The sequence below is a fragment of the Streptomyces sp. NRRL WC-3618 genome, from assembly GCF_001280005.1.
Classification (GTDB): domain Bacteria; phylum Actinomycetota; class Actinomycetes; order Streptomycetales; family Streptomycetaceae; genus Streptomyces.
This window is the reverse complement of record NZ_LGDW01000016.1, coordinates 46,063-69,454: the sequence shown is the minus strand read 5'-3', so window position 1 is coordinate 69,454 and position 23,392 is coordinate 46,063. Positions and strand designations below refer to the sequence as shown.

Annotated in this window: 23 protein-coding genes; 14 read left to right on the top strand and 9 right to left on the bottom strand. The window is 70.7% G+C overall.

What is annotated here, in order from left to right; genetic code table 11:
* Positions 1 to 29 precede the first annotated feature (29 nt).
* From ADL01_RS03220 to ADL01_RS03200, 5 genes are all read left to right on the top strand, one after another.
* On the top strand, positions 30 to 302 hold the full coding sequence (locus ADL01_RS03220) for a phosphoribosyl-ATP diphosphatase (RefSeq protein WP_006378313.1): 273 nt from the start codon (positions 30 to 32) through the stop codon (positions 300 to 302).
* Between the two features lie 83 nt (positions 303 to 385).
* Positions 386 to 1,243, top strand: coding sequence for an ATP phosphoribosyltransferase (gene hisG, locus ADL01_RS03215; RefSeq protein ID WP_053740325.1), 858 nt, complete (start codon positions 386 to 388; stop codon positions 1,241 to 1,243).
* Between the two features lie 46 nt (positions 1,244 to 1,289).
* The gene (locus ADL01_RS03210; protein WP_053740324.1) at positions 1,290 to 1,772 is read left to right on the top strand and encodes a PH domain-containing protein; all 483 of its coding nucleotides are present in this window, start codon (positions 1,290 to 1,292) and stop codon (positions 1,770 to 1,772) included.
* A 200-nt stretch (positions 1,773 to 1,972) separates the two neighbouring features.
* Positions 1,973 to 3,388: a hemolysin family protein gene (locus ADL01_RS03205; RefSeq protein ID WP_053740323.1), complete on the top strand. Its 1,416-nt coding sequence runs from the start codon at positions 1,973 to 1,975 to the stop codon at positions 3,386 to 3,388.
* The gene (locus ADL01_RS03200) at positions 3,385 to 4,470 is read left to right on the top strand and encodes a hemolysin family protein (RefSeq protein ID WP_053740322.1); all 1,086 of its coding nucleotides are present in this window, start codon (positions 3,385 to 3,387) and stop codon (positions 4,468 to 4,470) included. The genes ADL01_RS03205 and ADL01_RS03200 overlap by 4 nt, the downstream gene beginning before the upstream one ends.
* A gap of 58 nt (positions 4,471 to 4,528) precedes the next feature.
* On the opposite strand, the gene ADL01_RS03195 is transcribed toward ADL01_RS03200, so the two are convergent.
* Both ADL01_RS03195 and ADL01_RS03190 read right to left on the bottom strand, forming a co-directional pair.
* The gene (locus ADL01_RS03195) at positions 4,529 to 6,394 is read right to left on the bottom strand and encodes an AAA family ATPase (RefSeq protein ID WP_053740321.1); all 1,866 of its coding nucleotides are present in this window, start codon (positions 6,392 to 6,394) and stop codon (positions 4,529 to 4,531) included.
* A gap of 429 nt (positions 6,395 to 6,823) precedes the next feature.
* The gene (locus tag ADL01_RS03190; protein WP_078960293.1) at positions 6,824 to 7,444 is read right to left on the bottom strand and encodes a uridine kinase family protein; all 621 of its coding nucleotides are present in this window, start codon (positions 7,442 to 7,444) and stop codon (positions 6,824 to 6,826) included.
* Between the two features lie 227 nt (positions 7,445 to 7,671).
* Between ADL01_RS03190 and ADL01_RS03185 the strand changes: the two genes are divergently transcribed.
* The 3 genes from ADL01_RS03185 to ADL01_RS03180 all read left to right on the top strand — a co-directional run bounded on the left by ADL01_RS03185 (position 7,672) and on the right by ADL01_RS03180 (position 10,134).
* The gene (locus ADL01_RS03185) at positions 7,672 to 9,036 is read left to right on the top strand and encodes a peptidase C39 family protein (protein ID WP_053740319.1); all 1,365 of its coding nucleotides are present in this window, start codon (positions 7,672 to 7,674) and stop codon (positions 9,034 to 9,036) included.
* Positions 9,037 to 9,212: 176 nt separating this feature from the next.
* Entirely contained in the window at positions 9,213 to 9,356 is a 144-nt protein-coding gene (locus ADL01_RS43405; RefSeq protein ID WP_107090789.1) for an SCO1431 family membrane protein, read from the top strand.
* A gap of 118 nt (positions 9,357 to 9,474) precedes the next feature.
* Positions 9,475 to 10,134, top strand: a complete 660-nt coding sequence (locus ADL01_RS03180) for a TetR/AcrR family transcriptional regulator (RefSeq protein ID WP_053740318.1) — start codon at positions 9,475 to 9,477, stop codon at positions 10,132 to 10,134.
* Positions 10,135 to 10,187: 53 nt separating this feature from the next.
* On the opposite strand, the gene ADL01_RS03175 is transcribed toward ADL01_RS03180, so the two are convergent.
* Entirely contained in the window at positions 10,188 to 11,444 is a 1,257-nt protein-coding gene (locus ADL01_RS03175; RefSeq protein ID WP_053740317.1) for a glycoside hydrolase family 18 protein, read from the bottom strand.
* Positions 11,445 to 11,766: 322 nt separating this feature from the next.
* Between ADL01_RS03175 and ADL01_RS03170 the strand changes: the two genes are divergently transcribed.
* Complete coding sequence (locus ADL01_RS03170) at positions 11,767 to 12,939, top strand: acyl-CoA dehydrogenase family protein (protein ID WP_053740316.1); 1,173 nt, start codon at positions 11,767 to 11,769, stop codon at positions 12,937 to 12,939.
* Here the strand turns inward: ADL01_RS03170 and ADL01_RS45715 are convergent.
* Together ADL01_RS45715 and ADL01_RS03160 are read right to left on the bottom strand one after the other, a co-directional pair.
* The gene (locus ADL01_RS45715; RefSeq protein WP_234354479.1) at positions 12,902 to 13,192 is read right to left on the bottom strand and encodes a hypothetical protein; all 291 of its coding nucleotides are present in this window, start codon (positions 13,190 to 13,192) and stop codon (positions 12,902 to 12,904) included. The two genes, ADL01_RS03170 and ADL01_RS45715, sit on opposite strands and share 38 nt — an antisense overlap.
* 147 nt (positions 13,193 to 13,339) lie before the next feature.
* Positions 13,340 to 13,777, bottom strand: a complete 438-nt coding sequence (locus ADL01_RS03160; RefSeq protein WP_053740314.1) for a hypothetical protein — start codon at positions 13,775 to 13,777, stop codon at positions 13,340 to 13,342.
* 267 nt (positions 13,778 to 14,044) lie between these two features.
* Here ADL01_RS03160 and ADL01_RS03155 point away from each other — a divergent pair, with 267 nt between their 5' ends.
* The 4 genes from ADL01_RS03155 to fxsA all read left to right on the top strand — a co-directional run bounded on the left by ADL01_RS03155 (position 14,045) and on the right by fxsA (position 18,138).
* Complete coding sequence (locus ADL01_RS03155; protein WP_053740313.1) at positions 14,045 to 14,485, top strand: Lrp/AsnC family transcriptional regulator; 441 nt, start codon at positions 14,045 to 14,047, stop codon at positions 14,483 to 14,485.
* Positions 14,486 to 14,578: 93 nt separating this feature from the next.
* Positions 14,579 to 16,195, top strand: coding sequence for an amidohydrolase (locus tag ADL01_RS03150; RefSeq protein ID WP_053740312.1), 1,617 nt, complete (start codon positions 14,579 to 14,581; stop codon positions 16,193 to 16,195).
* Between the two features lie 536 nt (positions 16,196 to 16,731).
* Positions 16,732 to 17,526 (top strand): polyprenol monophosphomannose synthase, encoded by a 795-nt coding sequence (locus ADL01_RS03145; protein WP_053740311.1) that lies wholly within the window; start codon positions 16,732 to 16,734, stop codon positions 17,524 to 17,526.
* Positions 17,527 to 17,586: 60 nt separating this feature from the next.
* Positions 17,587 to 18,138, top strand: coding sequence for an FxsA family membrane protein (fxsA, locus tag ADL01_RS03140; RefSeq protein WP_053740310.1), 552 nt, complete (start codon positions 17,587 to 17,589; stop codon positions 18,136 to 18,138).
* A 182-nt stretch (positions 18,139 to 18,320) separates the two neighbouring features.
* On the opposite strand, the gene ADL01_RS03135 is transcribed toward fxsA, so the two are convergent.
* From ADL01_RS03135 to ADL01_RS03120, 4 genes are all read right to left on the bottom strand, one after another.
* The gene (locus tag ADL01_RS03135) at positions 18,321 to 18,695 is read right to left on the bottom strand and encodes an RNA polymerase-binding protein RbpA (protein WP_003977404.1); all 375 of its coding nucleotides are present in this window, start codon (positions 18,693 to 18,695) and stop codon (positions 18,321 to 18,323) included.
* Positions 18,696 to 18,962: 267 nt separating this feature from the next.
* Complete coding sequence (locus ADL01_RS03130) at positions 18,963 to 20,321, bottom strand: MFS transporter (protein ID WP_053740309.1); 1,359 nt, start codon at positions 20,319 to 20,321, stop codon at positions 18,963 to 18,965.
* Positions 20,322 to 20,364: 43 nt separating this feature from the next.
* Positions 20,365 to 21,132, bottom strand: coding sequence for a glycerophosphodiester phosphodiesterase (locus ADL01_RS03125; RefSeq protein ID WP_053740308.1), 768 nt, complete (start codon positions 21,130 to 21,132; stop codon positions 20,365 to 20,367).
* A complete protein-coding gene (locus ADL01_RS03120; protein ID WP_053740307.1) occupies positions 21,129 to 21,782 on the bottom strand; it encodes a YczE/YyaS/YitT family protein in 654 nt (217 codons plus the stop codon). Before ADL01_RS03120 ends, ADL01_RS03125 begins: the two co-directional genes overlap by 4 nt.
* Positions 21,783 to 21,890: 108 nt before the next feature.
* On the opposite strand from ADL01_RS03120, the gene ADL01_RS03115 reads away from it, so the two are divergent.
* A complete protein-coding gene (locus tag ADL01_RS03115) occupies positions 21,891 to 23,390 on the top strand; it encodes a PLP-dependent aminotransferase family protein (RefSeq protein WP_053740306.1) in 1,500 nt (499 codons plus the stop codon).
* Positions 23,391 to 23,392 lie beyond the last annotated feature (2 nt).

Below are 23,392 nucleotides of genomic sequence, written 5' to 3'. Positions count from 1 at the left end.
CCGGTATGTGAAATAGGGTGGGCGCCATCATGTCCAATAAGACGTTCGAGGAGCTGTTCACCGAGCTCCAGCACAAGGCCGCCACGGGCGATCCCGCCACTTCCCGCACCGCTGAGCTGGTCGGCAAGGGCGTCCACGCCATCGGCAAGAAGGTCGTGGAAGAGGCCGCCGAAGTCTGGATGGCCGCCGAGTACGAGGGAAAGGAAGCAGCCGCCGAGGAGATCTCGCAGCTGCTCTACCACGTTCAGGTGATGATGGTCGCCCGCGGAATCTCGCTGGACGACGTGTACGCCCACCTGTAAGCCCTGCCCGCCCGGCACCCACCACCGTCACCATCCACGCATCTCACGCACCTCACGCACCTCACACAAAGGAAGCCGACCTCATGCTGCGCATCGCCGTCCCCAACAAGGGTTCCCTGTCAGGCCCCGCGTCGGCGATGCTGCATGAGGCCGGCTACCAGCAGCGCCGCGAGTCCAAGGAGCTGCGGATCGTCGACCCGGAGAACGAGGTCGAGTTCTTCTACCTCCGCCCCCGCGACATCGCGATCTACGTCTCCTCCGGCCGCCTCGACATCGGCATCACCGGCCGCGACCTGCTCATCGACTCCGGCGCCAACGCGGAGGAGATCCTCCCGCTCGGCTTCGCCCGCTCCACCTTCCGCTTCGCCGGCAAGCCCGGCGCGGCAACCCGCATCGAGGACCTGGCGGGCATGACCGTCGCCACCTCGTACGAGGGCATCGTCGCCAAGCACCTCGCCGACCACGGCGTCGACGCCTCCGTCGTCCACCTCGACGGCGCTGTCGAGACCGCCATCGAACTCGGCGTCGCCGAGGTCGTCGCGGACGTGGTCGAGACCGGCACCTCACTGCGCAACGCGGGCCTCGAAGTGTTCGGCGAGCCCATCACGAAGTCCGAGGCGATCGTCATCCGCCGGGTCGGAGCCGAGGTCGAGGAGAGCGCCGAGTCGAAGGTCCAGCAGTTCCTGCGCCGACTCCAGGGCGTCCTGGTGGCCCGGACGTACGTGATGATGGACTACGACTGCCGCGTCGAGCAGCTGGAGCGGGCCGTCGCCCTGACCCCCGGTCTGGAGTCGCCGACCGTCTCGCCGCTGCACAACGAGGGCTGGGTCGCCGTCCGCGCGATGGTCCCCTCCAAGGAGGCCCAGCGGATCATGGACGATCTGTACGACCTCGGGGCGCGCGCCATCCTGACCACGGCCATCCACGCCTGCCGCCTCTGAGACACGGGAAGCGACCGACACCGTGAGCGACAGGGACCGTACACCGATGCAGGATCCGCCCACCGCACCCGTTCCGCCGGCGCTGCCCGCGCTGCCCGTCACATTCCGGCCGGGCCGTACCCGGGCCGTGCTCGCCACGGCGAGTGCCGTGATCTTCGTCGTCATCACGACGATCGCGCTGCTCCTGGAGTCGGTCAGCCCCGGGGAGCGCGTCAGCTTCGTCTTCACCGCCGCGCTGCTGTCGTCCGTGCTCCTGCTGCTGTCCCGGCCGAAGGTGGTCGCCGACGAGGCCGGAGTCACCGTCGTGAACATCGCCAGCAAGCGGCGCCTGGACTGGGCGGAGATCCTCCGGGTGAACCTCCGTCCGGGCGATCCCTGGGTGTTCCTCGACCTCAGCGACGGTACGAGTCTGCCGGCGCTCGGCATCCAGCCCGGCATCGCCAGAGCGCGCGCCATCGAGGACGCGCGCACCCTGCGGGCGCTCACCGAAGCGCGCTCCGTGGGCGACCCCGAGCAAGATCAGGGCTGACTCAGGGCGTCCACCCTGCCGCACAGGGCCCTGTCTTGATTAATCTGTTGGCGGAGGCGTTTTCACGCGCCTCCGCCACTGATGCTCTCCCCGAGCTTCAGAGGCCCCCTGCTACCCGAGGAGTGACTCCCTCCAGCGATGGACGGATCGTCCGGCAGTACCTGCGCCGCCCCCTCTCGACATATCGAGGCGGCGGCATCATGACCACCCCCTTGCTGCTCCTCGGAGCGGCATTCCTGCTGATTCTGGCCAACGGATTCTTCGTCGCCGCCGAGTTCGGCCTCGTCACGGTCGAGCGTCCCGACGCCGAGAAGGCCGCAGCCGAGGGAGACCGACGAGCTCGTACGGTCGTCGACTCCCTCAAGGAGCTGTCCTTCCAGCTCTCCGGCACCCAGCTCGGGATCACCATCACCTCCCTCGTCGTCGGCATGCTCGCCGAGCCGGCGCTCGCGGAGCTGCTGCGCGGCCCGTTCACCGCGATCGGCGTCCCGGAAGGCGCCGCGTCCGGTGTCGCCGTGGTCGTCGGCATGCTGCTGGCGGCCGCCGTGCAGATGGTGATCGGCGAACTCGTGCCCAAGAACTGGGCGGTCTCCAGGCCGTTGCAGGTCGCCCGTTTCGTGGCCGGCCCGCAGCACGCCTTCTCCCGGCTGTTCCGTCCGGTGATCGCCGGACTGAACGCCGTGGCCAACCGGCTGGTCCGCGCCCTCGGCGTGGAACCCGCCGTGGAACTGGCCTCGGCCCGTACCCCCGGCGAGCTGGTCTCCCTGGCCCGGCACTCGGCGCAGGCCGGGGCGCTGGAACAGGACACCGCTGACCTCTTCGTACGGACGCTGTCGCTGGGCGAGCTGACCGCGCAGCACATCATGACCCCGCGTGTGCGGGTCAGTTCGCTGCAGTCGTCGGCCACCGCCGAGGACGTCGTCAACCTGACCCGGGCCACCGGCCTGTCCCGCTTCCCCGTCTACCGGGAGCGGATCGACGAGATCGTCGGCATGGTCCACCTCAAGGACGCCCTCGCGGTGCCCGCGGGCGACCGGCTGCGCACACCGGCCGGCCGGATCGCCAAGCCGCCGCTGCTGGTCCCGGAGACGCTCCCCGTGCAGCCGCTCCTCGAACTGCTGCGCAGCCAGCAGCCCATCGCCGTCGTCGTCGACGAGTACGGCGGTACGGCGGGTGTGGTCACCCTGGAGGACATCGTCGAGGAACTCGTCGGCGAGGTCCATGACGAGCACGACGACGTGCTCAACGAACCGAAGGAACTCGCCGCCGCCCCGCCCGAGGACGGCCGCCCCACCTGGGACGCCGACGGCAGCTGCCGGGTCGACATCCTCCAGCGCATAGGCCTCGACGTGCCCGAGGGCCCGTACGAGACGGTCGCGGGCCTCGTCGCCGACCTGCTGGGCCGCATCCCGGTCCCCGGCGACCGGGCGGAACTGCCGGGCTGGCGCCTCTCCGTCCGCCAGGTCGGCCACTACCGGGCCGAGCGGGTACGACTGATCAGGACCCCCGACAACGCAGACAGCCCAGACAGCACGGACGAGAAAGACAGCACGGACGGCGTGTCCGGCGTGTCCGGCGCGAAGACGGCGGATCTCGCGGCGGAGGCGGCCCGATGAGCGTGCTCCAACTCCTCTTCGCCCTCCTCCTCGTGCTCGCCAACGGCTTCTTCGTGGGCGCCGAGTTCGCCCTCGTCTCCGTCCGCCGAAGCCAGATCGAACCGCTCGGCACGGCGCGGGCCCGCCAGGTGCTGTATGGCCTGGAACGGCTGCCGCAGATGATGGCCGCCGCCCAGTTCGGCATCACCGTCTGTTCGCTGACCCTGGGCGCGGTCGCCGAACCGACCGTGGCCCACCTGCTGGAACCGGTCTTCGAGGCGGCCCACCTCCCCGAGGGCATGATCCACCCGCTGGGTTACGTCATCGCGCTCGCCGTCGTGGTCTTCCTCCATCTCGTCGTCGGGGAGATGCTCCCGAAGAACCTGGCGATGGCGGCGCCCGAGAAAACGGCGCTGTGGCTGAGCCCGGGACTGGTGGCCTTCGCCCGCTTGTGCGGGCCGGTCACGGTGGGGCTGGGCGCCTGTGCGCGACTCGTCCTGAAACTCTTCCACGTCGAGCCCAAGGACGAGGTCGAGGCGGTCTTCACCAGCGAACAGCTCAACCGCCTGGTGGAGGACGCCGGCCAGGCCGGACTGCTCGACCCCGGCGAGCAGGAACGCCTGGAGGACGCGCTGGAACTGGGCTCCCGCCCGGTCACCGATGTCCTCCTGGCCCGCGAGTCCCTGGTGACGGTGGGCCCGTCGGTCACCCCGGGTCAGGTCGTCGCCCTCACCGCCCGCACCGGCTACTCCCGGTTTCCGGTGGTGGCGGACAACGGCGCCTTCATGGGCTACCTGCACGTGAAGGACGTACTGGACCTGGAGGACTCGCAGCGGGCGGTGCCGCAGCACCTCTGGCGCTCGATGACGACGCTGCGCTCCGAACTCCCGCTGGACGACGCGCTGACGGTGATGCGCCGGGCGGCGACGCACCTGGCCCAGGTGGCGGACGCTTCGGGCCGGGTGATCGGCCTGGTCGCCATGGAGGACGTACTGGAACTCCTGGTGGGCGAGGTACGGGACCCGGCCCACCGCCAGACACCCCCGGTCCCGAAGGTGACGGAGCCCAGGGCGGAGGCTCAGAAGGAGGCGCTGGCGAGCTGAGCCGGTGACCGGCGCCGGACCATGGCCGGGTGGGCGCAGCAGCCTCACCCGGCCACGCTCACCTCGCCGACGGATCCTGGGGCCCCCGCCCCGAGAGGACCTCCCCGTACGCCTGCATCAGATCCGGCAGCCGCAAAGTCGACAAGTCGTCCCGCGTCAGTGTCCCCGGGTACACCGACAGCCGCAGATCCCGGTACGCGCAGCTCTTCTCGTACAACGTCCGCAGAAACCGCCCGTTGCCCAGCTCGTCGATCCACCCCTGGTCCACCACATGCCCGGCGATCGAGCGCAGCTCGTCCAGCGCCTCCTCGTCCCACCCGTCTCCGTTCTCGGCGGCCAGCACCTCGCCGATGGAGGTGAGTTCGAGCGGACGGTACGAGGGAAAGTCGACGCGCGTCGTGAAGCGGGACGACAGCCCCGGGTTGGCGGCGAGGAGCCGGTCCATGCCCTCCGGATAGCCGGCCAGGATCACCACCAGATGGTCCCGGTTGTCCTCGGCCCGCTTCAGCAGCACCTGCAGGGCCTCGTCGCCGTACGCGTCGCCCTTGCCGTAACCGGAGTTGGAGAGCGAGTACGCCTCGTCCACGAACAGGACGCCCCCGATCGCGGAGTCGATCAGCTCGTTGGCCTTCACCGCGGTCTGGCCCAGATACTCGCCGACCAGGTCGGCCCGCTGAGCCTCGACCAGATGGTCTCCGCCGAGCAGCCCGAGGGCGTAGAACACCCGGCCGAGGATGCGTGCCACCGTGGTCTTGCCGGTTCCCGACGGGCCAGAGAAGACGAAGTGCCGCTTCGGCGGCTGGACCGGCAGTCCCTGCCCCGCACGCAGCCGCGCCATGTTCAACTGGGCGGAGAGCGCCTTCACTTGGCGCTTCACCGGTTCCAGGCCCACCATGCGCTCCAGCTCGGCCAGCGCTTCGTCCAGCAGCTCGGGATCGGTCGGGCCGGTCGGCAGCGGCTGTACCGGGAGCGCGGCCTTGTGGCGCACCGAGTCGGTCGCGGACGGCAAGGGGCCGCCGGTGGACGGGGGTTCGGGCTCCGAGAGCTTCAGATCGCGTCCCTCGCCGCCGAACAGGGGGTCGAAGCCGTCCGGGCTCTCCAGCAGCTCCTGTCCGATCCCGGAGAGGGCGATCGCCGCGAGGTCGGCCGCCTCGTCGTACCCGTCGCCCTCGGAGATCGCGGCGAGCCGCGCCGAGGTGTCCATGAACGCGGCGTCCACGCGATGCACGGCCCGGTACAGCGGGAGGGCCGCCGCCGAGCGACCCGTGCCCTCATGAGCCCGCGCCAGCCAGTACCGCAGCTCCTTGCGCTGCGGCTGCTCGCTGCGACAGCGCATCAGCGCCGCCGACAGCAACGGCTCGGCCTGCCCGTACATCTCCAGGCGCACCCGGGCCATGCCGCCGAACAGACCTGCCTCGATGCCCAGCATCGTGTCGTTGATCAACGGGTCGGTGTTGCGGACCAGTTGCTCCCAGTCCTTGACGAGATAGGCGCGGCACGCGTGCAGGAAACGGACCTGCGGGTCCGTGTCCACCGGCGGCAGACCGGCCAACGCCCGGTCCAGTTCCGGCACATGGCGGCCGTCCAGCCAGTGCGAGGCGTGCGCGAGCAGCAGATCGCGCGGGCTTTCGAGCACGGGCTGCACCCACCAGCCCAGCCAGTACCAGGAGTTGAGGGTCCTGCGATGGCGGGCGCGCTGCTCCCCGAAGCGCTCCCGGTGCCGGAACATCCGTAGCAGCGCGGTCGTCGTGTCGACGCGCAGCGCATGCAGTCCGAGCCAGCCGTCGGCCATCCCGGGATCCATCCGCACCGCGGTGCGGAACTCCTCCTCCGCCTGCGGATAGGCGCCCATCGTGTAGGCGTCCACACCTCGCAGCCAGGCGAGGTCGGCCGGGGCCTCGGGGCCCTGCGTGCCGAAGTCCATCACGTCCCCCACAAACCGTGCCCCCGATGCCTTTCCGACGGGCCGGTGCCCGTCGGCAGCTTGGTCGAACCGCTGTGCCGCGGACGGGAGTTGCAACGGTGCGCAGAGCAGCCGTCCGAGTCGCACCGAGGGCATCGTACCTGCGCCGGAGGTGCCCGCAGCAGGGTGCCGCACAGGACGTTTGACGAGGTGGGAGCAGATGGGGCGCACACAGCGCGGTCACCCAGGGTGAACAAAAAGGGCCTCGGGGCGACCGAAAATCGGGTGCGGGCAGAACGAAGCCCCCGATCACGGGGGAACAACCGGGGGCTTCGCGACTGCGGGGCGGCTTCGAACGGCCGCGCATTGAGAACGTAAGTCCTGTACGGCTCGATGGTCAAGCCGAGTTGAAGGACTCGGGCAAGTTCTGTGACGAGGTTCTTCACAAGTTCAGCACACAGCGGATGGCCCGTCACCGTGAGTGAGATTCTGGTCTGATCCAACCGTCCCGGCAGGCCCGGGCAGCACCTCGTACCCCGTGCCGCACTGCCGTACCAGCAGGTCGGCGAACGGACGCGAGGGGTCCGCGGCGAAGTGCCGCCGTTCCGCGCGGACCCACCCGGCCCAGAACTCGCTCTGTTCCGTCCCGTCCCGCGACCGGCCCCGCGCCCAGGCCTCCTCGTCGGTCAGCTCCATCCACAACAGTCGCGCCAGGTACGGCCGTATCGCCCGTCGCCCGGCCCCGACTCCCTCCACGAGCACCACGGGGGCGGTCGGCAGCGTCCGGGGCGCTCCGAAGTGCCGGGAGGTCCAGTCGTAGGGGGCGTAGGAGGCGTTCTCGCCCTGCCGCAGCGGCTCGAGCACCTGGCCGACCAGGCGTCGCGTCCACGCGAACAGTTCGTCGTGGCTGGCGATGTCGTCGAGGTGCAGTACGGGTGCCCCGTCGAGAGCGGCGGCCAGCCGCCCGGCGAACGTGGTCTTCCCGGACCCCGCGTGTCCGTCGACGGCGATCAGACGGACCGGGCCGCAGGACGGCGGCAGCCGGCGCAGGGTGCGTGCGAGCTCGTGGATGACGGTTCCCAGAGGCGATGGAATTCGGACATATTGCCGAAGGTCATTCTAGGGACCGCTGACGCGTGCCGCTGTCGCCCGGACACCAGGTCACGCCAATGGTTGAGACCAATATTCCTGGGCGCGGCGCGGCCCGAATTGCTGGCATGGGCCGGTCACCGGCGGCCATAGTTGGCGAGCATCCGTGCACCGTCCCACTCACCCAGGAGACCGGGGGTCATCCGCACATGAACAGAGTCGAGCAACCGTCCCGCAGAACCGTCCTCGCCGCGGCGGTCGCCGCCGCCGTCGCGGGCAGCGCCGGCCCGGCCACGGCAGACACCCCGGTGCCGACCGGCCGCAAGGTCGCCGCCGACCCGGCCCGCCCGGTCGACAACCGCGCGTGGTTCTCGTACGCGGACTGGTGCGCCGGCACGGCCAAGGGCGCCCGGGCCGTCGCCGGCGCGCGGCCCGGCCTGGAGATCGGCGCTCCGGCCGGCACGGTCGACTACACCGATCCGCACACCGGAACGACGGCGGCCTGGGAGTACGCGACCTGGACTTCCCCCACGCATCCGCTCACGGTGCCCTCCACCGAGGTCATCGCCTCCTGGAACGCGCGCACCCCGGCCGGGACCTGGCTCCAGGTCGAGCTGACCGGCACGTACTCCGACGGCACCGCCGCCCCCTGGTACGTGATGGGCCGCTGGGCCTCCGGCGACCAGGACATCAAGCGGACCTCCGTCGACGACCAGACCGACCACAAGAGCACGGTCTGGACCGACACCTTCGCCATCGACGACCCGGCCACGGGCCTGCGCCTGGTCTCGTACCGGCTGCGGCTGACCCTCTACCGCAAGCCCGGCACCAAGGCCACCCCCAAGGTCTGGCGGCTCGGTGCGATGGGCTCCGACGTCCCGGACCGCTTCACCGTCCCCGCCTCGGCGCCCGGCGCGGCCGGGGAACTGGCCGTCCCGCGGTACTCGCAGGAGATCCACATCGGCCAGTACCCCGAGTACGACAACGGCGGCGAGGCCTGGTGCAGCCCCACCTCCTCGCAGATGATCATCGAGTACTGGGGGCGGAAGCCCACGGCGGAGCAACTGGCCTGGGTCGACCCGGCCTTCGCCGATCCGCAGGTCTGCCACGCGGCCCGCCACACCTACGACTTCCAGTACGCCGGCTGCGGCAACTGGCCCTTCAACGCGGCCTACGCGGCGACCTACAAGGATCTCCAGGGCGTGGTCACCCGACTCGGCTCGCTCACCGACCTGGAGACGCTGATCGCGGCCGGCATCCCGGCCATAACGTCCCAGTCGTTCCTCAAGACCGAACTGACAGGTGCCGGTTACGGCACCCCCGGCCATCTGATGACCGTGATCGGCTTCACCGCTGACGGCGACGTGATCGCCAACGACCCGTTCTCGGCGACCGACGCGGCCGTGCGACGGGTCTACGCGCGGCGCGAGTTCGAGAACATCTGGCTGCGGACCAAGCGGTACAACGCCACCGGCAAGGTCGTGTCCGGCACCGGCGGCGTCTGCTATCTGTACTTCCCGGCGCGGCCGACCGCCGCCCAGTGCGCGGCCCTCGCGGCCGTGGGCGTGCGCTGAGCCGAAGAGGACGCGTGATGTGCGAGCGGCCCCCGGGAGACCGGGGGCCGTCCGCGTTCCGGGGGATGTGGTTCAGGGGGATGTGACCAACGTCTCCGGCACGAAAGCCCCGATGAATGGCAAGGTGGACACAACGGTGGGGGGAGTCCATCGCACACCGACCTCAGTGAGATGCCATGACCGCGAGCACTGCCGCAGCCCCCGCCCGCACCCGCACAGGCGGTCCCCAGGAGGACGGCCCGAAGATCTTCGAGCACGTCATGGGCTGGACGTTCGTGGTTGTGGTCGCCATGTTCGTCGTCCAGCTGGGCCTGATCTGAGCCGGTGGGATCGGCAGCGAACCGGGCGACGGCCCGTCGATCAGAGTCGAACGTCCAGGTGGCTCCGGTCTGCCATACTTCGGACGTCCCGCCCGCAGTTGGAGACCAGGGCCCCGAATTGAACAGTAGTCAACAGCCTGCCGCCGAACGTCCGAGAGTGCGCGGCACCGACCGCTCCGTAGCGCGTCGCGCCGAACTCATCGCCATCGGACGGAAGTTGTTCGCCGACAGGTCGTACGACGCACTGTCGATGGACGACATCGCACGTCAGGCGCAGGTCGCCAAGGGGCTGATCTACTACTACTTCCAGTCGAAGCGCGGCTACTACCTCGCCATCGTCGAGGACTCGGTCGCCGACCTGGTCACCTTCGCGTCCAGTGGTCTCGACCACGCCCCCGTGGACCGTGTGCACCGCACCATCGACTGCTACCTGCGCTTCGCCGAGCACAACCAGGCCGCCTACCGCACGATCGTCAGCGGCGGCGTCGGCTTCGACGCCGAGGTGCACGCCATCCGGGACGGGGTGCGCGAGGCGATCGTCGCGACCATCGCCGAAGGCGCGTACGGCAGAGAGGATGTCGCCCCGCTGGCCCGCATGGGCCTGTTCGGCTGGGTGTGCAGCGTGGAGGGCGCCACCCTCGACTGGATCGACCGCCCCGAGCTCTCCCGGGACATCATGCGCGAACTCCTCGTGAAGATGCTGGGCGGCGCCCTGCGCGCCATCGAGGAACTCGACCCGACGTATGTGACACCGGAGCCGGCCCGCCGGGACAACTGACGGCACAGGGGCGAAGGTTCATGACCTCCGCCCCAACCGCCCTGCCGATGCGCCTACTTGATCGCCCTGATCAGCTCACCGTTCTTGGTGTCGCCGCTCAGTTCCCAGAAGAACGTGCCGCCCAGTCCCTGCTGGTTCTCGTACGCCATCTTCGTGCCGATGGTCGCCGGGGTGTCGTAACTCCACCAGTCGCTCCCGCACTTGGCGTACGCCGTCCCGCCGACGGTGCCGGTCGCGGGGCACTTGGACTTCAGCACCTTGTAGTCCTCGATGCCCGCCTCGTAGGTGCCCGCGGCCGGACCGGTCGCCGTGCCGCCGGGCGCCGCCTGTGTGACGCCGGTCCAGCCGCGCCCGTAGAAGCCGATACCGAGCAGCAGCTTCGAGGCCGGTACGCCGAGCCCCCTGAGCTTCGAGATGGTCGCCGAGGTGTAGTTGCCGGCCTGCGGGATGCCGGGGTATGAGTTCAGCGCCGAGTGCGGCGCCGTCGGACCGGTCGCCGCCCACGCGCCGAAGTAGTCGTACGTCATCGGGTTGTACCAGTCGACGTACCTGGCGGCGCCCGCGTAGTCCGCCGCGTCGATCTTGCCGCCGGAGGTGGCGTCAGCGGTGATCGCCGCCGTGACCAGGTTGCCGGAGCCGAACTTCGCCCGCAGCGCCGCCATCACGTTCCTGAAGGCCGCCCTGCCGCTGGTGTCGCAGGTGTTGCCGCAGGCGTTCGGGTACTCCCAGTCGATGTCGATGCCGTCGAAGACATCGGCCCACCGGGAGTTCTCCACCAGGTCGTAGCAGGACTTGGCGAACGCGGCCGGGTTCTGCGCGGCCTCGCCGAACCCGCTCGACCAGGTCCAGCCGCCGAACGACCAGAGGACCTTGAGCTTCGGGTGCTTCTTCTTCAGCTCGCGCAGCTGGTTGAAGTTGCCCCGCAGGGGCTGGCTCGCGGTGTCGGCGACCCCGTCCACCGACTCGGCCGCCGTGTACGCGCGCCCGGTCGCCGCATCGGCGTCGCCCATCACGCACTTGCCTCCGGTGACGTTGCCGAAGGCGTAGTTGACGTGGGTCAGCCGGGCGGCCGACCCGGAGGTCTCGATGTTCTTGACGTAGTACTTGCGGTCGTAGGTGCCCCAGTCGGTGAAGTAACCGACGACCTTGGAGTCGGCGGCCTTCGGGACGGGCCGCACGGCGGCCTGTGAGGCTGTCTGGGCGGCGGTCGCGGTATGCGCGCCGGCCAGCAGCCCGGCGCCGAGAACGGCACAACAGGCGGCAGAGACAAGCGTTTTGAGGCGGACACGGGGGAGATGCGGTCGGTGCATGGGGCTGTCTCCTCGGAAGGGAGGGAAACACGGGGGAGGTGGTGCCGGGAACTGCGGGCACAGTAAGTGGACTAGACCACTACGGTCAATGGTTCGGACCAATTCACCGGCGAGCGCGGTGCCCCGGGATGTGATCGAATAAACGCTCGTTAACCGGTGACGTCATGCCGCCGATCGGGCATACTCGCAGCTCCACAGCCGTTCACCGGCCCCGTCCGTGACCCGGAAGGGCCAGCATCGGCCGTGACCAGTGAGACCGGCGGACGCCACCCGACTCAGGCGCGCGTGTGCCGTCGCGCCCGACAGGGAGGAGAGCGTCGACATGCCCGAACACGCCCCGCAGCCGGTGGACCGGCAACTGCCCACGGACGAGGCCCGGGACCTGATCTCGCTCGTCCGTGACATCGCCGAGCGTGAGATCGCCCCGAAGGCAGCCGAGGAGGAGGACGCCGGACGCTTCCCGCGCGAAGTCTTCGCCCTGCTCTCGGAGTCGGGGCTGCTGGGCCTGCCGTACTCCTCCGACTACGGCGGCGGCGACCAGCCGTACGAGGTCTATCTCCAGGTCATCGAGGAGCTCGCCGCGGCCCGCCTCACCGTCGGACTCGGCGCCAGCGTGCACACGCTGTCCTGCCACGCCCTCGCCAACTACGGCACCAAGGAACAACAGGCCGAACACCTGCCCGCGATGCTCGGCGGCGGCCTCCTCGGCGCGTACTGCCTCTCCGAACCCGCCGCCGGCTCCGACGCCGCCTCCCTGCGCACCAAAGCCGTCCGGGACGGCGACGACTGGGTGCTCACCGGCACCAAGGCCTGGATCACGCACGGCGGTATCGCCGACTTCTACACGGTCATGGCGCGCACCGGCGAGGACGGCCCGCGCGGCATCACCGCGTTCCTGGCACCCGCCGACGTGCAGGGGCTGGAGGCCGCGGCGCCGGAACGGAAGATGGGCCTCAAGGGCTCACCCACCGCGCAGATCAACTTCGACGGGGTCCGGCTGGACGGCAATCGGCGCATCGGCGAGGAGGGGCAGGGCTTCGCGATCGCACTGGCCGCACTCGACTCCGGGCGCCTCGGCATCGCGGCCTGCGCGATCGGCCTGGCCCAGGCGGCACTTGACGAGGCGGTGTCCTATGCCACCGGGCGCCGGCAGTTCGGGCGGCCGATCTCCGACTTCCAGGGGCTGCGCTTCCTCCTCGCCGACATGGCCACCCAGATCGAGGCGGGCCGCGCGCTGTATCTCGCGGCGGCCCGGCTGCGCGACGCCGGCCGGCCGTTCGCCAAGCAGGCCGCCATGGCCAAACTCCTGTGCACCGACACGGCGATGAAGGTCACCACGGACGCCGTACAGGTACTCGGCGGCTACGGCTACACCGCGGACTTCCCCGTCGAGCGCTATATGCGCGAGGCCAAGGTCCTGCAGATCGTCGAGGGCACCAACCAGATCCAGCGCATGGTCATCGCCCGTCATCTGGCGGGCCCGGAGACGCGCTGAACGGGTCGATCACGATCCCGAGCCCGACCGGCGGCGCCGCGAGCCGGACCCACTCCGGGTCGTAGCGCCCCGGCAGAGTGCGCCCACGCTCGGTCCAACTGCGCAGCAGGGCACGGTAGATGGGCGGGTCGGGCGGCGGCACCGGCGGGTTCGGCCGGCCCTGGTTGAGTGGTCTCTGCGGAACCGATTCTGTCGGGTCGCCGTCGGAGAACTGGCGCGGACGTCCCGGCGTGGCGTACATGGGGGTCGTCATGCCAGGGCAACGCGGTGACCGTCGGTCAGGTCACCGCGTGCCGGATTCGGCTCTGCGTTCGCGACGGCACACGCGCGCACCGGACCCGCACCACGGCAGCCATGCGGACCATGGTGAGGGGCGGTCGGAGTGGGCGAGCGGACGCGCTCAGGCGGCGTGGCGCCGCATGACGGGGACCCGCATCGGGCGTGAGCCCGGGCCGCCGACGTGCGAGAAGGGCTGGGTCCGCCAGTCGAGCCCCTGAGGGAGCGTCAACAGCAGGGCGGTGTGCTGCTCCTGGAGTTCCGCGGTCTCGTCGGCGGACCGGGCCTCGGCTGCCGCGCGGCCCGTACCGGCGCAGACCGTTAGCCCGAACGGGTTCCACGGTGACGCGCACAGCGCGTGCTCCGGCAGGATCTCCTCGTCCGCGAGCAGCGCGATGGGCTGCGCGCAGTCCGGGCAGATCACCCGGAACATCTCGAAGGTGTCGTAGTCGTCGAGTTCCTCGCCGTCGAACGCGTCGGGTTCGACGCCCTCCGGCTCGGGTTCGGTGACCAACTGGGGCCTCTTGGGCGCGGTGCGACCAGGGCGCTTAAGACTCTGCATGGGTTACTCCCCCTCGGGCTGGGCCGACAAGGCAACTGCGGCCTCGGCCACAGCAAGCACTTCCCGCCCGGTCTCGGCGGTAATCACGAGACCATCACGGAGCATGTTCGAGAGCTGTGGCGTTGGTCACATGCCGTCCGCAGGTGCCCGTGGCGATGCTTTTGTCCCTCGTCCGGCGCGCAGGGCATCCGGGCCACATCACGAACAGGGCATGACCTGCACCGCTCAGGTATCGGAGGAGATCAACGGCACTGTAGGTTCTCCGCCATGGAGGAGCTGGACCGACAGATCGTGCAGCTGCTCGTCAAGGACGGGCGGATGAGTTACACCGACCTGGGCAAGGCCACGGGCCTGTCCACGTCCGCAGTGCACCAGCGGGTGCGCCGGCTGGAACAGCGTGGCGTCATCCGCGGCTACGCGGCGGTCGTCGACCCGGAGGCCGTGGGGTTGCCCATGACGGCCTTCATCTCGGTGAAACCCTTCGACCCCAGCGCCCCGGACGACATCGCGGAACGCCTCCGGGACGTCCCGGAGCTCGAGGCGTGCCACAGCGTGGCGGGGGAGGAGAACTACATCCTCAAGGTCCGTGTCGCAACCCCGCACGAGCTGGAGGAACTGCTCGCCAGGGTGCGCACCCTCGCCGGTGTCTCGACCCGCACCACGGTGGTCCTGTCGACCCCGTACGAGGCGAGACCACCGAAGATCTGAGCAGCGGGCCCAACCGCCCGGCCGACGGCGTGGGGCGCCCCGGCGACCCGCCCCACGTACAGCTCAGGTGCGGGCGCGCGGGAAACTGTCCCCATGAGTGAACGCCCGGTACCCCACGACACCGTCCTTCTCCGAGGCGGCGAAGTCCACAGCCCCGCCGACCCCTTCGCGACGGCGATGCTCGTCGAGCGCGGCCATATCGCCTGGGTCGGCTCGGAGGGCGCCGCGGACGCCGTCGCGGGCGCGGCGGACGAGGTGATCGACCTCGACGGCGCCCTTGTCACGCCGGCGTTCACCGACGCACACGTGCACACCACCGCCACGGGGCTCGCGCTCACCGGCCTCGACCTGTCCGACGCCCCCTCCCTGGACGCGGCCCTCACCCGCGTACGCGCGTTCGCCGCCGCCCGTCCCGCCGACCGTGTCCTGCTCGGTCACGGCTGGGACGCCGCCCGCTGGCCGGGCGGGCGCCCGCCGACCCGCGCCGAGCTGGACGAGGCCACCGGCGGACGCGCGCTGTACCTCAGCCGTATCGACGTCCACTCGGCGGTCGTGACGACGGCACTGCTCGACCTGGTACGAGGCGACACCGGCCGCTCGGACGCCCCGCTGACCGGCGACGCCCACCACGCCGTCCGGGCCGCCGCCCTCGGCGCGGTGACTCCGGCGCAGCGCACCGAGGCCCAGCGCGCCGCCCTCGCGCGCGCCGCCTCGCTCGGTATCGGCTCCGTCCACGAGTGCGGGGGGCCGGAGATCTCCTCGGAGGACGACTTCACGGGGCTGCTCCGCCTCGCCGCCGAGGAGCCGGGCCCCCGGGTGGTCGGCTACTGGGCCGAACAGGGCGAAGAGGGCGTCGACAAGGCCCGCGCCCTGGGTGCGGCCGGCGCCGCCGGCGACCTGTTCGTCGACGGTGCCCTCGGCTCGCACACCGCCTGCCTGCACGAGCCGTACAGCGATCGGACCGGTCACAGCGGCACCGCCTACCTGGACGCCGCCGCCGTCGCCGCCCATGTGGTCGCCTGCACCGAGGCGGGCCTCCAGGCGGGCTTCCACGCCATCGGGGACGCCGCCGTGACCTCCGTGGTCGAGGGCGTGCGCGCCGCCGCCGAGAAGGTCGGCCTGGCCCGTGTCCGTGCCGCCCGGCACCGCGTCGAGCACGCCGAGATGCTCACCCCCGAGACCATCGCCGCCTTCGCCGAACTGGGCCTCACCGCCTCCGTGCAGCCCGCCTTCGACGCCCTGTGGGGCGGCGACGACGGCATGTACGCCGGGCGCCTGGGCGCCGACCGGGCCCGCTCCCTGAACCCCTTCGCCGCCCTCCTGAAGGCCGGCGTCCCGCTCGCCCTGGGATCCGACAGCCCCGTCACCCCGCTCGACCCCTGGGGCACGGTCCGCGCAGCCGCCTTCCACCGCACCCCGGAGCACCGCATCTCGGTCCGCGCGGCGTTCACGGCCCACACCCGGGGCGGCTGGCGGGCCGTCGGGCGCGACGACGCGGGCGTCCTGGTGCCGGGCGCGCCTGCGGACTACGCCCTGTGGCGCACCGACGCCCTGGTGGTCCAGGCGCCCGACGACCGGGTCGCCCGCTGGTCCACCGACCCCCGCTCCGGCACGCCGGGGCTGCCCGATCTCACTCCGGGCGCCGACCTCCCCGTCTGCCTGCGCACGGTGGTCGGCGGCCGGACGGTGTTCGTAGGGCCGGGCGAGTGATCTCCCCGGGCGGCGGGGTACGGATCGACGGCGGCACGCCGTCGCGCGACCTGCGTCTCCTCGGCGCTGACCAGGCCATTGGGAAAAGAACCGCAGGTCAAGCCGCTGTTGACAGCTGACGTCAGTCGGCCGGTAGGTTCTGCCGGGTCCACCACCGGACGCCCGACCGGGGAACCTCCGCGCAGTCGCCGCAGCGCCGCTGGGTCAGGGACCGTGTGCCGCACCGGCGCACCGTCACTGGCAGCCAGGCTCAGCGCCCGAGCCACGGCGGCGGAACGTTCCACCGGGTCGGCAAGGTGCGACCCGGGTGGGGCCCGGACGTCCAGTAGACAACGGCTCTCGGTCGACCCGCAGCCAGCGGGTCCCAGGTCGGCCCGAAGGGCACCGGGCCCCGATCCGCAGCGTCCACGGGTGGCGAAGCGGACCCCCTTACCCGCCTCTTGCCGAATCGACACCCCCGTACGAACGTGCCGAGCCGTCGGCGCAGGCTGAGGCCACTATGGTGGACTTCTCCGTACGGACTTGAAGGGGCAGCAGTGAACGACGGCGACGGGACCCTCGCGGCAGAGGCCCAGCAGCGGCGGTTCGGCCCGCTCGGCACGGCTCTGGTGATCATTCCGACCTACAACGAGGCGGAGAACATCAAGAAGATCGTCGGCCGGGTGCGCGAGGCGGTCCCCGATGCCCATGTTCTGGTGGCGGACGACAACAGCCCCGACGGCACCGGCAAGCTCGCCGACGAGCTGGCCGCCGAGGACGACCAGGTCCAGGTGCTGCACCGCAAGGGCAAGGAGGGCCTCGGCGCCGCCTACCTCGCGGGCTTCGAGTGGGGCATGGAGAACGGCTTCGGCGTCCTGATCGAGATGGACGCCGACGGCTCCCACCAGCCCGAGGAACTGCCCCGTCTGCTGACCGCCCTCAAGGGCGCCGACCTGGTCCTCGGCTCCCGCTGGGTGCCCGGCGGCCGGGTGGTCAACTGGCCCAAGTCCCGCGAGTTCATCTCGCGAGGCGGCAGCCTCTACTCACGCGTCCTGCTCGACGTCCCCCTCCGGGACGTCACCGGCGGCTACCGGGCTTTCCGTCGCGAGACCCTCGAAGGCCTGGGCCTCGACGAGGTCGCCTCCCAGGGCTACTGCTTCCAGGTCGACCTGGCCCGCCGCGCGATCAGGGCCGGCTATCACGTGGTCGAGGTGCCCATCACCTTCGTCGAGCGCGAGCACGGCGATTCCAAGATGAGCCGCGACATCCTGGTCGAGGCGCTGTGGCGGGTCACGACCTGGGGCGTGGTGGAGCGAGTGAACAAGGCCCGCGGCAGGACCATGAAGCCATAGCAGCGCCCTGTTGATCATCCTCTTATCCTGTGCTGAGCCTGGCCCAGGCACACTGGACGCATGACGACTGGCGCACCGACCCCTACGTACCCCGCCCGGCCGCGGCGTTCCCGGCTGCGCACGTTCCTGCCGCTGGGCGTCGCCGCCTGGCTGGTGCTGGAGATCTGGCTGCTGACCATGGTCGCCGGCGCGGCGAGCGGCTTCCTGGTCTTCCTGCTCCTGGTCGCCGGGTTCGTGCTCGGCTCGGTGGTCATCAAGCGGGCCGGCCGTCGAGCCTTCCGCAATCTCACCGAGACGCTGCAACAGCAGCAGAGCGACATGCCCGCGGTGGGCACGGCCCGCCCCGGTGGCAGTGAGGGCAACGGCCTGCTGATGCTCGGCGGTCTGCTGCTGATGCTGCCGGGCCTGATCTCGGACGCCGTGGGCCTGCTCCTGCTGATCCCCCCGCTGCAGAAGGCGATCAGCCGCTACGCGGAACGCACCTTCGAACGCAAACTGCGCGAGGCGACCCCCGGCACCCTGGGCGACGCCTTCCAGCAGGCGAGGATCCGCCGCCCGGACGGCAAGGTGGTCCAGGGCGAGGTCGTCAGGGATGAGGGCACCAGCAATTAGCCCGTCCGGCGTTTGAGGACGAGCCCGTGAGGGCGATGGGGGGTCTGGCGGCGCTGCCCCCAGGTACCGCAACCCGCACTCACCGCCCGGAAAACGCAAAACCGCAAGCACCGTACGCAGACCTCACGTACGGCACCCGCGGTGTCACGCGTGCGTTGTATGCCGCCCAGCCCTGTGAAGGACTACGCGGACTTGCGGCTGTCCCTCGGATGTACCGCGATGTTCATCGCTCCGGAGCGGAGTACGGCCAGTCGCTCCTCGAGGACCTCTTCGAGTTCCTCTCGGGTGCGCCGCTCCATCAGCATGTCCCAATGCGTACGCGCGGGCTTGGCCTTCTTCTCCTCAGGGCCGTCGCCGTCCACGAGAAGCGCCTGGGCCCCACAGACCTTGCACTCCCACTCCGGCGGAATTTCGGCCTCCACCGAGAAGGGCATCTCAAACCGATGCCCCTTCTCGCATGCGTACTCCACGGCCTGGCGCGGAGCCAGGTCGATGCCGCGGTCCGTCTCATAGCTGGTCACTACGAGGCGTGTGCCGCGAAGAGCTCGCTCACTCATGAATCGTGCCTCCCGGGCTTGTCGCCCACAGGACAGGTGTCGCTGTCGTCGTCATCCGGTCAACGTCCGGTCGGCGGTAAAGATTCCCGTCCCGTGTCCCGTTTCGGGTCATGCGTCGCCGTCGTAGCCGCCCCTTGTTGTACCCACCAGCGCCCGTTTTGTCACATCTGCAAGCAGATATCACCCAGCGATTCGTCATCTTTGACGCGCAGTAACGGTCCGCCTGGCAGGCCAACGGCGTACACTACCGCTCTTTGGCCACGGATGCTAAATCTTTTCGGGAACGGGATTGCCCGCGTCGCGAATCGCCCGCTCCACCGGGACCCTCGCCAGCAGCGCGAACCCGATGACGAAGAAGGCCACGAGCGAGATGATCGCGTCCCGGTAGCTTCCGGTCAGCTGGTAGGTGATCCCGAACAGAAGCGGGCCGAGCCAGCTCATGCCGCGGTCGCTCATCTCGTACGCCGAGAAGTATTCGGCCTCTTTGCCGGGCGGCACCAGATGGGAGAACAGGGACCGGGACAGAGCCTGGCTGCCGCCGAGGACCAGGCCGATCCCGGAGGCCAGGACGAAGAACCAGACGGGCGCGCCGGCCGGCAGGAAATACCCCGCCGCCAGTGTCACCGTCCACGCCACCAGCGATCCGAGAATCGTCCGCTTGGCCCCGTACGAGCGGGCCAGCCGGCCCATCCCCAGTGCGCCCGCCACCGCCAGCACCTGCACCAGCAGAATCGCCCCGATGAGGGTGGACTGGCCGAGCCCGAGCTCCTCCGAGCCGTACACCGACGCCTGGGAGATCACGGTCTGGATGCCGTCGTTGTAGACGAGGTAGGCGAGCAGGAAGGCGAGAGTGAGCGGATGGCGGCGCATGTCGCGGACCGTCGCCGCGAGCTGCCTGAGGCCCGGGGAGGTGGCCTCCCGCACGCCCTCCTCGGCGGTGGCCCGGCGGTCGCGGAGCCTGCGCAGCGGTACGAGGGTGAAGGCGCCCCACCACAGGCCCGCCGAGGAAAGACAGATGCGGACGGCCATGCCCTCCGAGAGGCCGAAGGAGTCGTGGGCCGTGTACAGCACCAGATTGGCGACGAGGACCAGGGAGCCCGCCGCGTAACCGAACGCCCAGCCGCGCGAGGAGACCGCGTCGCGCTCCTCGACCGTGGCGATGTGGGGGAGATAGGAGTTGTAGAGCATCATCGACACGGACTGGGCCGCGTTCGCGACGACCAGCAGCAGCCCGCCGAGCAGATAGCGGTCGCCGTCCAGGAAGAACATGCCCGTCGTCGCGGCGGCGCCCACGTAGGCGGCGGTTGCCAGGAGGTGCTTCTTGCGGCCGGTGCGGTCGGCGGCGGCGCCCACCAGGGGCATGACCAGCACGGCCACGATGACCGACAAGGACACCGAGTACGCGAAGAACGAACCGGCGCGGACCGGTATGCCCAGCGGATGCACGTACCCGTCCGGGTCGGCCGCCGCCTTGGCGACCGACGTCAGATAGGGGCCCAAGAACACGCTGAGCACGCTCGTCGAGTAGACGGAGCAGGCCCAGTCGTAGAAGTACCAGCCGCGCTGCTCGCGGCGGCGCCCGGCGGTCTCGTCGGCCGTCTCGCCGCGCACGGTGTCGGTGCCCACGCGTGCCCCTCGCTTTCCCCGTGGAGGTGGTGCGCGCGGGGAGTCAGGACCAGGTGCCCCGGTCCTGCAGAACCTTGCGCAACGTGTCGATGTGATCGGTCATGATGCCATCGACTCCCAGGTCCAGAAGCCGGTGCATCCGGTCGGGATCGTTGACCGTCCACACATGCACGTGCAGCCCGCGCGCGTGGGCGGCGCGCAGGAAGCTCCGGTCGACCACGGGGATGCCCGACTGGGACTCCGGAACCTGTGCGGCGACCGCGGATCCGCGTACCCCCGCCGGCAGGCCCCATGAGCGCAGCCGCAGGGCGAGGATGCCCCGGGCGCCGTACGAGGTCGCCAGCCGCGGGCCGGCCAGCCGCTGGGCGCGCACCACCCGTCCCTCGTCGAAGGAACCGACACAGACCCGGTCCCAGCAGTCGTTGCGCTCGATCAGGTCCAGCACCGGGAGCAGTGCGGAGTCGGACTTGAGTTCGATGTTCCAGCGCGCCTCGGGGAGGGCCTCGAGCAGGTCCTCAAACAGGGGCACCGGCTCGCTGCCCCGCACGCGCGCTTGCCGCACGTCGGACCACGGGAGGTCCGCGATCCGGCCGCTGGCGTCCGTCACCCGGTCCAGCGTCGAGTCGTGGAAGGTGACGAGTTTTCCGTCCGCCGTGCACTGCACGTCGGCCTCCATGTAGCGGTAGCCCGCGTCGGAGGCCTGCTGGAACTGGAGCATCGTGTTCTCGAGCCCGGTCGCGGCTCCGCCCCGGTGGGCGAAGGGGATCGGGCCGGGATGGTCGAGGTAGGGATGACGTATCCGCGTGGTCACGGTCGCAGTATGGCTTCTTCCGGTTGACCGGTGGCAACGGCCGTGCTGCCGTCCGATGCCGCCGGGGCGGCGAACACCCGAAGGAACAGCTGGGCCAGTGGTCCGATGGCCACCGCGTACAGCACCGTGCCGATCCCCACCGTGCCGCCCAGGGCGAAGCCCGTCGCGACCACCGCCAGCTCGATCGCGGTACGGACGAGCCGGATCGAGCGGCCGGTGCGCCGGTGCAGGCCCGTCATCAGGCCGTCGCGCGGGCCCGGGCCGAAGCTCGCCGCGATGTACAGGCCGGTGGCCACGCCGTTGAGGACGATGCCCGCCACCAGGAGCGCGACGCGGGCCGTGAGGCCGTGTGTGCCGGGGACCAGGGCGAGCGTGCCGTCCATGGCGAGACCGACGACGAAGACGTTCGAGACCGTGCCGAGACCCGGGCGCTGGCGCAGCGGGATCCACAGAAGCAGCACGGCGGCGCCCACGAAGATCGACACGACGCCGATCGTCAGGCCGGTCAGTTCGGCCAGCCCCTGGTGCAGCACGTTCCAGGGCTCCAGGCCGAGGCCCGACTCGACGAGCAGGGCCGAGCTGGCGCCGTACAGGGCGAGACCGGTGTAGAGCTGGACCAACCGTCTGCCGAGACGATCCGGCGCTGACAACGAACTCACGAGCTGCCCCCTGTGGTGGTAGTGGCCTGGCACATGACACCCTGTGGCTCGGGATCGGATCGCATCCATGGCCAATTCGGGGAAGGTGGACTGATCTGCATGGTGCAGTGGACTTCGGCGGTGGGTACCGCGCAGCTCGCCCGGCTGCTCACCTCCCAGCAGGACCGCCCCGCGGGGCCCGGCACCCGCCGCCCGCCCGCCTACCGTTCACTCGCCGACGGCATTCGGCTGCTGGTGCTGGAGGGCAGGGTGCCGGTCGCCGCCCGGCTGCCCGCCGAACGCGAACTTGCCCTCTCCCTCTCCGTCAGCCGCACCACGGTCGCCGCCGCCTACGAGGCATTGCGCGCCGAAGGCTTCCTGGAGTCCCGGCGCGGCGCGGGCAGCTGGACCGCCGTACCCGCGGGTAACCCACTTCCCGCGCGCGGGCTCGAACCCCTGCCCCCCGAGGCCCTCGGCTCGGTGATCGACCTCGGTACGGCGGCCCTGCCCGCGCCCGAGCCGTGGCTCACCCGTGCCGTCCAGGGCGCCCTGGAGGAACTGCCCCCGTACGCGCACACGCACGGCGACTACCCGGCCGGTCTGCCCGCGCTGCGCGCGATGATCGCCGAGCGGTACACCGCGCGCGGGATCCCCACCATGCCCGAACAGATCATGGTGACCACCGGCGCCATGGGCGCCATCGACGCGATCTGTCATCTGTTCGCCGGCCGGGGCGAGCGCATCGCCGTGGAGTCGCCCTCGTACGCCAACATCCTGCAGCTCATGCGGGAGGCGGGCGCCCGGCTCGTGCCCGTCGCGATGGCCGAGGGGCTCGCCGGCTGGGACCTGGACCGCTGGCGCCAGGTGCTGCGTGAGGCCGCGCCCCGGATCGCGTACGTCGTCGCCGACTTCCACAACCCCACCGGCGCGCTCGCCGACGAGGACCAGCGCAGGCAACTCGTGGACGCGGCCCGGTCGGCGGGCACGGTGCTCGTCGCCGACGAGACGATGACCGAACTGTGGCTGGAGCCGGAGGTCGAGATGCCCCGCCCGGTGTGCGGTTTCGACCCCGCCGGGTCGACGGTCATCACCGTGGGTTCGGCCAGCAAGGCCTTCTGGGCGGGGATGCGCATCGGCTGGGTGCGGGCGGCTCCCGACGTGATCCGCAGCCTCGTCGCCGCGCGCGCCTACGCGGACCTCGGCACGCCCGTACTCGAACAACTGGCGATCAACTGGTTGCTGAGCACGGGTGGCTGGGAAGAGGCGGTCGCGATGCGGCGGGAACAGGCCCGGGACAACCGGGACGCGCTGGTCGCGGCGGTACGACGGGAGCTGCCGGACTGGGAGTTCACGGTGCCCAGGGGCGGGCTCACGCTGTGGGTCCGTACGGGTGGGCTGTCGGGTTCACGGCTCGCCGAGGTGGGGGAACGGGTGGGGGTGCGGGTGCCGTCGGGGCCGCGGTTCGGGGTCGACGGCGCGTTCGAGGGGTATGTGCGGTTGCCGTTCACGGTCGGGGGAGCGGTGGCCGACGAGGCGGCCGCCCGGTTGGCCGCCGCCGCGCGGATCGTGGCGAGCGGGGGGTCGGGGGGCGCCGAGTCCCCCCGTACGTTCGTGGCCTGATC